Raw genomic sequence first — 8,264 nt, forward strand, 5'->3', positions numbered from 1 at the left:
AGCTTCTAGTTATTAAGCTATTTTAAAAACTGCGTTTTTACACGCCAGCAAGCTGTGCGTCTACAGGGAAACTCAATGGCTGGAAATGTAGACGCCTGGCTTGCTCACGTTAAAGCTATAAACTTACCCTTCTTGGCGCACAATATTTTCAAGTGCACGAATATTGATAATCAAATCCTGGCGTTGCGGGTTAGCTTGCAATGCTTTTCTAAGATGCTTCAGCGCACTAGAGTAGTCTTTAGAATCAATTGCTATTTGCGATAACCCAAGCCATGCCGATAGTTGGTAATCAGGAAGTGCCTGTGCACGAACATACATAAGTTTGGCTTGTGTTAGTTGGCCTTTACTACGATAAATACTCGCTAAACTAAGTAAAGCATCACCTAAATTCGGGTTTATTTTAAGTGCGTTGTTTAAACTTTTAAGTGCGCGCTTAGTATTACCTTGTTGCATAGCAATTTGTGCGCTGTATACAGAAAACTGCGCTTGTTCATCACGGGGTAGCTGCTTAGTTAATCTTTTTGCGCTGCCTATTAGCTCTTTAGCTAAATCCCATTTTTGTTGAGATACAAGCCAGCCTAAAGTTTGCATCGTGGTATTAATAACCTCAACTTGCTGCTGTTTAGTGGCGTGTTTTAAACCTTGCTTTAATAAACTAACAGCGCGTTCAGTGCTGCCTTCACTTAAATGCAGCTGAGCTGCTAAAAGCTGGTTACTGGTATCTTTAGGGTTGAGTTTTAAGGCCACTTCAATGGCGGCAAGTGCTTTTTTATTTTGCTCTAATTGCAGTGCTATTTGTGCACGTTGTAACCACAATTGAGCATTATCAGGTGTTTTATTAAGTAACTCTTTTAATAATGCATTTGCTTGATTTAAATCGCCCGATTCAATTAAGGCAAACAATAGCCCTTGTTGGTACTGAGGCGTTTCAGGGGCAAGCATCAGTGCTTGACGATAAGCGGCTACTGCGCTCCAAGGCTGGCTGTGTTGTATATGAATATAAGCAAGTTGCGCATAACTTTGTGCATCTGCTTGGCCCTGTTCAATACTGTGTACTAGGTGTGTTTGTGCCTTGTTGTAATTTGCTTGTTGCATGTATAAAAGACTCAAGCCTTGGTGTGCTTTTACTAAGTTAGGTGCGGCTTTTAAACATGCTAAATATGCATTTTCGGCGTTATCGAACTCTTTTAAGGTGAGTAAAACCTGAGCACGCAATAAATTGAGTGCGGTGCTATCTTGCGTGAGGTCGCGGTTTTTAAATAGCGCGGCTACTTCGTTATAATTACCTGCTTGTAGTAATGGTTGCACTTGGCGTGCAAAGCCACGTTCAGTCGGTTCAATAAGCATTTCAGTAGGACTAAGTAATTTATTATTTATGGCCAATTGCCATGTTGGATCGCTAGGAGATAAAATTACTTTCAGTGGAGTACTTACTGTGTTTGCATTCACATTACCAACAGCTAATAAAGGCAATGAGCACATTAAAGTTGTTAGTAATGCGTGAGTGAAAGGTTTTAGCGTTTTAATTACGTTCATATTTTTCATTTTAATAAGGCTTAAAGCTTAAGGTTTAAATTCAATGGGCCAAATAAAGCGAGCGCGTACGACTTCGCCTTCTTTTTTAGGCGCGCTAAAGCGACTCTGTTTAATTATTTTATCGATTGCAGGTTTAAGCGACGGATACGGATTTTGCACCACTTCAATCAAACTTACATTGCCACCCTCATCAATTAGTACATCGAGCTTTACGGTAAATGTATCAATACCTTGGCGAGTTAAGCTTTTTGGGAGTAATGCTTTTACTGGTGTGAGTAAAGTGGGTAGGCCGTCGAGCTGGTTTAGGCTAAGTGCATCCCAATTTACATTGACCGATTGCCATTGTGGCGTACTTACTTTTACACTTGGCGTATCGGGTCTTACAATTTTTAGTTTACTCTTTATTTTAATTTTAACTGCTTGAATAGAAGCGCCAGCGCCTTCCACCATTAAGCTTTGCGCAGGCTCATTTGCTTGTTGCTGTTGTATTGAAGGCGGAGGTGGTGGCGGTAATGCCACCATAGCTACCTCGCGTACAATAACTTTATCTTGCACTATATGTTCAGCTAGTTGAGCGAGCCATAAAAGTAACAATGCAGCAGTAAGTACTATTAAGCTTAGCGCAAATGCAAACAATGGATGACGAATATTTCGTGATTTTTGGGCCGGCGTAATCGCGTACATATTATTGTTTGGTCGCTAAATTAACTTGTGCAGCACCGGCAAGCTTTGCCTCGTCAATCACTTGAACAAGCAGCTCGGTAGGTACTGTTTTATCGGCTTGAATAACCACAGGGCGCTGTTGTTGCTTTAGCATTTGTTCAACGCTGCTGCGCACGCCAGCAACACCAATTTGGCTGCCATCAAAAAATACTTGTTGGGTGTCTGTTATGGCTAAAAATATAACTTGTTGTTCTAGACGGCTGGCCGATACGGCTTGTGGTTTATCAACCTCAACGCCACTCTCGCGTACGAATACCGTAGTCACAATAAAAAATATTAGCAATATAAATACCACATCAAGTAGCGGCGACATATCAATATGTTGGCCAGATTCTTGTTCTAAGCGATGTTTTAAACGTGATTGCATGCTTATTACCCTAATTGTTTACTTAGTGCATGTAATTTAGGGTTGCGCTGCGAATATGCTAAATAGGCTTGCATTAACCAAGCTGGAATAGCGCACACCAGACCAAGTTGAGTGGTTAGTAATGCATGGCCAATTGCATCACTCATTAACTCATTATGACCCTGAGCCATAACTTTAAAGGTATCGAGTAAGCCAACAATTGTGCCTAGTAAACCAAGTAGTGGCAAAGCCGCAGTTAAAATAGAGCTTACTTCTTGCCAATAACCTTTGCGCTGTGTTTGATAATGTTTCAGATGTAGTAAGTCATGAAAAATCAATTGATACACAAATAAAGCCAGTAAAATAATGCACCAACAAATAGGGTTACTAATGATTTGATCAAACATTGTTTTTTCCTTCATCTAGCTGACTTAGCTGTAATGCAAAGCCTTCTAATTGGCTGTAATAGGCTTTAGCTTTACGCGATAACAAAGCGTTTAGTACCAGAGCTGGTATAGCAACGACTAAACCAAGTTCTGTGGTTATGAGTGCTTGTGCAATGCCACCTGATACGACCTCAGGATCGCCTGATCCGAACAAGGTCATCATTTTGAATGTTTCGATCATACCGCTTACAGTACCCAGTAAGCCAAGTAGTGGTGCTACTGCTGCAGTAACGGCTATTGCACCAATAAAGTTATCGAGCTTGTGTTTATCGTGGATAAGTTGGTTAAATAACTGATCATCTCGTATTTGGCCTTTTTCGCTTTGCAAGGTTAGGTTAAATAGCTGTTGCTGCATGCCATTAAATTCGCTGCTATTTTTACTTATAAACAATTTCTGTAATTGCAATTGCGAGTGCATTTTTATTTTATTTAAACGCAGTAACTGAGCTGCTTTCAGTAATGCGATAGTTAGTGCAAAGCAGGCAAATAAAATAATAGGAATAGCCCATAAACCGCCTTTTTCTAAATGCTCCAGCGGGCTTTCTTGTTGAGACTGACTCGTTACTAAATGCGTTAAACTCGGATCAAAAGTGAGGAGTGTAGATCCTACGCCATTTTGTTTTAAGGTATTATCGAGAGGGTTATCGTCACTCGTAGATTGCACTAGCGCTACCTTTAACGCGTTAGATTTGTCGTCTAAATCGAGTAATCCAGCTAGTTTTGGGGTTTGTGTACTAAACCAAGCAACTGGGCCTACTTGCAGGGTATTCGCTTGGCTTAATTCGCCATTACTTAGCACAACCGATTGCTTTTTAAATTGTGGATAAAGTGCCTGTTTTTGGTCATTAATAAGTGATACTACTTGTTTCAACAATTCGTTTTGATCATTAGTAATGTGTTGGTTTTTACTATTTTGGCGTACAAATCGATTTAACAAATTTAGCTGATATTGTTGCTGCTGTTGCCATGTATCTAGGCGTGTTTGCAGCTGATTTAAACTCAAAGTATCTTCATCAGCAAGGCGGCGGTTAACGGCAGCCTGCTCACCTAATTTACTCAGTGATTGCTGCTTGTTAAATATATTTTTAGCAAGAGCGGCTTGCTCTTTGGCAATGTTATTTTGAGTTTTATTCAACGCGCGTTGAGCTGTTTTAATGTCACTTAAAATACTTTGTTGCGCGTCATCACTGCTTGCTGCAAAAACGATGTTTGCACTAAAGAGTAAAGCTAAAATATTAGCTATTTTAAGGATGCGGGCGAAAATCATTATTTAGCCCCTTTTTGTGTATTTTTTGCATAACTTAAGATAGGTAGTGTTACCCAGTCAGCAGCGCGCTTTTTTTGTTGAACAGCTATTCCTAATGCAACTTGCTCAGCGTTAATACTCGGATCGAACTCCCACTGCCAGCCTAAATCACTTGGAAAGCCAATGCCTACATAACTTAAATCTTCACTTACAAACCAAGCTTGGGCTGCACCTAAGTAAAGCTGTTTTACCCATACTTCTTGGCCGTCAGGGTGCAGAATTGCCATTTCGTGTATAGAAATCCTTTGCTGAAAATCACGTAATAACCCCAGCATCTTGAGTGCTGTTTGCAATTTATCTGTGGTATTTAGTTGTGAGTTAGTTAAATCACCTGTGTTTTTCCAGCTACTTAAAAGTGGCGGAGGTAATTGCACTTGTAATGAAAGTAATTGCTGGGAAATGCGTGTAAGTTGTTCGTTTAATTGTTGTTGATCGTTTTCAAGCTCCGATTGTTTAGTAACAAGCTGTTCGCGTTTTTGAGTAAGCTCGCTGGTGCTTTTTTTTCTACGCTGATTAAGCTCGCTAAGTTGCTGCTGCTCAGCATCTAAAAGCGTTAATGTTTGCTCCATACTGCTTTTTTGTTCAAGCCAATGAGTATTTAATTTATTGTTTTGATTTTCTATTTGCAGCCATTGGTTGATGAGTTGTTCTAATTCGCTAACGGTATCGGCTTGCACTGTCATAGCGCAACAAAGCGCGATAACCATACTGATTGGTTTAATTAAACTTCGCATTGTTCAACAAAGACCCTGAAAGTTACGACGAGTAATTACATGGAGCAATTACTGTTAATTTTTAAGTGCGCATACAATATAACAACAGGTATGACAATGCAACTGATAACAATTAGCGTTTACATTTATTTGTGACGGTGGTAGGATTTTGCCGAAATTCAACATGTACCTAATTAGTTTAAACCTCGGAGTAACCATGAGTAAGCCATCGAATAAAGGGAATACCTACGCAAAACCAATTGCGGCGGTTGTTACAGCCACTCTTTCAACTTGGGCGAGTGCACAGGATGTTCAAGAGTTATCGGTAACGAAAGCGCAAACTAAAACTGAGTCTAGCTATGTTGTAGAAAAATCAACATCGCATAAATATACTCAACCGCTACTCGATACGGCTAAAACAGTTACTGTAATTAACCAAGCGGTAATGAAAGATAGAAACGTAGATAGTTTACAAGATGCATTACGCAATGTATCAGGTATTTCTTTAGCTGCAGGCGAAGGTGGTTCTCCTACTGGCGATAGCATGTCTATTCGTGGTTTTAGTGCCGCAAGTGATATTTTTGTTGATGGTATTCGTGATGTTGCTGGATACACTCGCGATGTTTATAACATTGAAGCCGTTGAAGTAGCTAAAGGCCCTGGTTCTGCAGTCTCTGGTCGTGGTGCAACAGGCGGCAGCGTTAATCTAGAAACTAAAAAGGCGAAATTAGACAACTTTAATGATGTTTCGTTACGTTTAGGCACAGAAAACGATTACCGTGGTCGTCTTGATACTAATATTCAAGTAAACGAAACAAGCGCATTACGTGTTAATTTATTGTCTGATTCAGGTGATGTTGCTGGCCGTGATTATGTTGAAAACGAAAAAAATGCAATTGCTGTTGCTTTGGCTACAGGGCTTGGAACCAACAGTCGATTTGATCTTAATTTTGAATACCAACGACAAGATAATTTACCAGATTACGGTATTGCATGGGTTAGAAGTGATACCCCAGTTGCTGAACTAGTTGGCAATGAATACGCTCCACCACCAGTCGATTTTGATAACTTTTATGGTAACGTTTACCGTGATTATGAAGACATAGAAGCTTATTCAACAACTGCCCGTCATGAGTATGATTTTTCTAAAAATACTACGTTACGTACACAAGTCCGTTTAGGTAAAGTTAAGCGTGAATCGGTAACAACTGCACCACGTTTCTTTTCAGTTACAACCGATACAGATATTACCTTTGCAGATGAAAAAACACGTGATACAGAAAATTCATTGGCTGCATTACAAGTTGATTTAATTGGTAACTACGAGTTTGCTGGTTTTACTCACGATGTTGTAGTGGGTATTGAACTTGCAAACGAAACGTTTACACGCCATAACTTTGTTGCAACTACGGCTGATAATCTAATTGAAGATGGAATCCGTAACGACTTATACAATCCTGATGCAACAATTGCATTTACGGGTGTGTACGGTCGTAACGGTACAAGTATTGAAGCTAAAGCTAAAAACCAAGCTATTTATGCATTTGATACAGTAACCCTTAATAAGCAATGGGAAGTTACAGGCGGAATTCGTTTTGATAGCTTTACTACGGATTACCATTACGATTACGCGAACCCAAGTGCTTTAATTTCTACAAGTGACGACTTATTCAGCTGGAATGCAGCTGTAGTTTATAAACCTACAGAAAACGGCAGTATTTATTTTGGGGCAGGTAATTCGTTTAATCCTTCAGCCGAAGGTATTACGGTATCTACTCGCGGAAATACAGCAGATCTTGATCCAGAAGAAAGTAATAGCTATGAATTAGGTACGAAATGGAACTTAATGGATGGTCGCTTACAAACTAATGCAGCTCTTTTTCGTACTGAAAAAACAAATGCTCGTACCGATGATCCATTTGCAGAAGATACACGAGCTGATTTATTAAATGGCGAACAACGAGTTCAGGGTTTAGAGTTATCAGCTACAGGTTTAATCACCAAAGAGTGGACCGTTATTGCATCGTATACTTATCAAGATAGCGAAGTAACTAAAGCATCAGGTGACGATATTATTCAAATAGGCAATGAGTTACCACGTACGCCTAAAAATAGTGCGAGCATATGGACAACATACGAAATATCTGAGCAATTATCATTTGGTGCAGGTATGCAGTATTTAGGTGAGCGTTACAGTAGCTCATCGTCTACTCGCGCTCGTGCTCCAAGCTATACTATTTTTGATTTAATGGTTGCGTATGATGTATCAAAAGATTTGAGCTTGCAGCTTAATGCTGAAAACTTAGGTGATAAAGATTACGTTAACCAGTTAGGTGGCGGACACTTTGTTCCTGGTGAAGGTCGTAAGTTTAGCTTAACGGCAAGTTACTCTTTTTAAACTTTACTTTAAGAGTAGATAATCATTAAGGGCAGAAATTTCTGCCCTTTCTTTTTATTATGTGAGAGGGCGCACATGTTAGTTAAAATACCAGAGTTGTTAACTAAAGAAGAAGTTGCTTATTGTCATGAGGTTTTACTAAAAGCACAGTGGGCAGATGGTAGTATTACGGCTGGACATCAATCAACGAAAGCTAAAAATAACTTACAGTTACCTGAAAATAGTCCTGAATGCCAAGAGCTTGGCGACATTATTATGGCAGCTCTCGCTCGTAGCAATTTGTTTATGTCGGCAGCACTTCCTGCAAAAATATTTCCTCCATTATTTAACTGTTATCAAGGCGGACAATCGTTTGGTGTGCATGTCGATAATGCCATTAGGCAGGTTCCTGGTACGCCTGTAAAAGTACGAACAGATGTATCAATGACGCTTTTTATTAATGAGCCTGAAGATTATGAGGGTGGAGAATTAGTTATTGAAGATACGTATGGATCGCACAGCGTAAAATTACCAGCTGGGAGTATGGTGTTGTACCCATCAACCAGCCTGCACCGTGTAATGCCAGTTACAAGTGGGCGAAGGTTAGCCTCATTTTTTTGGTTGCAAAGCATGGTTAACAGCGACGAAAAACGTGGTTTATTATTTGATTTAGATATGTCGATTCAAAGTTTGCGCAGCAAAGTAGAAGATAGCCCTGAGATTATTCAGTTAACGGGGGTTTATCATAATTTGCTTAGGCAGTGGGCACAGACATAACGAAGATACTCGTTATTAAGTGTTAGATTTAGATATAAGT

Annotated in this window: 8 protein-coding genes; 2 read left to right on the top strand and 6 right to left on the bottom strand. The window is 39.7% G+C overall.

Features of this window, described 5'->3' with window-relative positions:
- Positions 1 to 123: 123 nt before the first annotated feature.
- The 6 genes from P20495_RS15125 to P20495_RS15100 are packed head-to-tail and all read right to left on the bottom strand — an operon-like array spanning position 124 to position 5,091.
- Entirely contained in the window at positions 124 to 1,536 is a 1,413-nt protein-coding gene (locus P20495_RS15125) for a lipopolysaccharide assembly protein LapB (RefSeq protein ID WP_008134674.1), read from the bottom strand.
- A gap of 27 nt (positions 1,537 to 1,563) precedes the next feature.
- On the bottom strand, positions 1,564 to 2,220 hold the full coding sequence (locus P20495_RS15120; protein WP_008134675.1) for an energy transducer TonB: 657 nt from the start codon (positions 2,218 to 2,220) through the stop codon (positions 1,564 to 1,566).
- Between the two features lies 1 nt (position 2,221).
- Positions 2,222 to 2,626, bottom strand: a complete 405-nt coding sequence (locus tag P20495_RS15115; RefSeq protein ID WP_007378977.1) for a biopolymer transporter ExbD — start codon at positions 2,624 to 2,626, stop codon at positions 2,222 to 2,224.
- 5 nt (positions 2,627 to 2,631) lie between these two features.
- Positions 2,632 to 3,012: a MotA/TolQ/ExbB proton channel family protein gene (locus P20495_RS15110; protein ID WP_007378976.1), complete on the bottom strand. Its 381-nt coding sequence runs from the start codon at positions 3,010 to 3,012 to the stop codon at positions 2,632 to 2,634.
- The gene (locus P20495_RS15105; protein ID WP_008134676.1) at positions 3,005 to 4,318 is read right to left on the bottom strand and encodes a MotA/TolQ/ExbB proton channel family protein; all 1,314 of its coding nucleotides are present in this window, start codon (positions 4,316 to 4,318) and stop codon (positions 3,005 to 3,007) included. Before P20495_RS15105 ends, P20495_RS15110 begins: the two co-directional genes overlap by 8 nt.
- A complete protein-coding gene (locus tag P20495_RS15100; protein WP_008134677.1) occupies positions 4,318 to 5,091 on the bottom strand; it encodes a DUF3450 family protein in 774 nt (257 codons plus the stop codon). The genes P20495_RS15105 and P20495_RS15100 overlap by 1 nt, the downstream gene beginning before the upstream one ends.
- Before the next feature lie 196 nt (positions 5,092 to 5,287).
- Between P20495_RS15100 and P20495_RS15095 the strand changes: the two genes are divergently transcribed.
- Complete coding sequence (locus tag P20495_RS15095) at positions 5,288 to 7,468, top strand: TonB-dependent siderophore receptor (protein ID WP_008134679.1); 2,181 nt, start codon at positions 5,288 to 5,290, stop codon at positions 7,466 to 7,468.
- A 75-nt stretch (positions 7,469 to 7,543) separates the two neighbouring features.
- Positions 7,544 to 8,224, top strand: a complete 681-nt coding sequence (locus P20495_RS15090; RefSeq protein WP_007378971.1) for a Fe2+-dependent dioxygenase — start codon at positions 7,544 to 7,546, stop codon at positions 8,222 to 8,224.
- Positions 8,225 to 8,264 lie beyond the last annotated feature (40 nt).

Source organism: Pseudoalteromonas sp. BSi20495, assembly GCF_000241185.1.
Taxonomy (GTDB): Bacteria; Pseudomonadota; Gammaproteobacteria; order Enterobacterales; family Alteromonadaceae; genus Pseudoalteromonas; species Pseudoalteromonas fuliginea.

Coding starts and splice junctions, on each gene's coding strand:
- P20495_RS15100 (WP_008134677.1), bottom strand. CDS start 5,091: ATGCGAAGTTTAATTAAACCAATCAGTATGGTTATCGCGCTTTGTTGC.
- P20495_RS15120 (WP_008134675.1), bottom strand. CDS start 2,220: ATGTACGCGATTACGCCGGCCCAAAAATCACGAAATATTCGTCATCCA.
- P20495_RS15095 (WP_008134679.1), top strand. CDS start 5,288: ATGAGTAAGCCATCGAATAAAGGGAATACCTACGCAAAACCAATTGCG.
- P20495_RS15110 (WP_007378976.1), bottom strand. CDS start 3,012: ATGTTTGATCAAATCATTAGTAACCCTATTTGTTGGTGCATTATTTTA.
- P20495_RS15125 (WP_008134674.1), bottom strand. CDS start 1,536: ATGAACGTAATTAAAACGCTAAAACCTTTCACTCACGCATTACTAACA.
- P20495_RS15090 (WP_007378971.1), top strand. CDS start 7,544: ATGTTAGTTAAAATACCAGAGTTGTTAACTAAAGAAGAAGTTGCTTAT.
- P20495_RS15105 (WP_008134676.1), bottom strand. CDS start 4,318: ATGATTTTCGCCCGCATCCTTAAAATAGCTAATATTTTAGCTTTACTC.
- P20495_RS15115 (WP_007378977.1), bottom strand. CDS start 2,626: ATGCAATCACGTTTAAAACATCGCTTAGAACAAGAATCTGGCCAACAT.